This window comes from Pseudomonas sp. SIMBA_067, from assembly GCF_046534675.1.
Classification (GTDB): domain Bacteria; phylum Pseudomonadota; class Gammaproteobacteria; order Pseudomonadales; family Pseudomonadaceae; genus Aquipseudomonas; species Aquipseudomonas putida.
In genome coordinates, this window is the sequence record NZ_JAWRYH010000739.1 from 1 (window position 1) to 259 (window position 259).

The window sequence follows — 259 nt, forward strand, 5'->3', positions numbered from 1 at the left end:
TGCGGATTGTCGATAAACAGTTAGCTAACGACATGGCTGAATATGTTCTTACCCATGTATTAGCGCAAAAATTGCGATTAAAAGAATATTTTTTAAAACAACAGCAAAGTGAATGGAAACCCAAAAGAGCGTATAAGCACAATCAAGTGAGTATTTTAGGGTTTGGCGAATTAGGCCAAGCATGCGCCCAAAGATTGGTTAACAATGGTTTTAAAGTCAATGCTTGGAACAGAAGCCCTAAAACATCAACATTAGCAAC

1 protein-coding gene is annotated in these 259 nt (G+C 37.5%); it reads left to right on the forward strand.

Annotated elements, in window-relative coordinates; genetic code table 11:
- A partial coding sequence (locus SB765_RS31130; RefSeq protein WP_410932691.1) for an NAD(P)-dependent oxidoreductase occupies positions 1-259 on the forward strand: 259 nt, incomplete at both ends.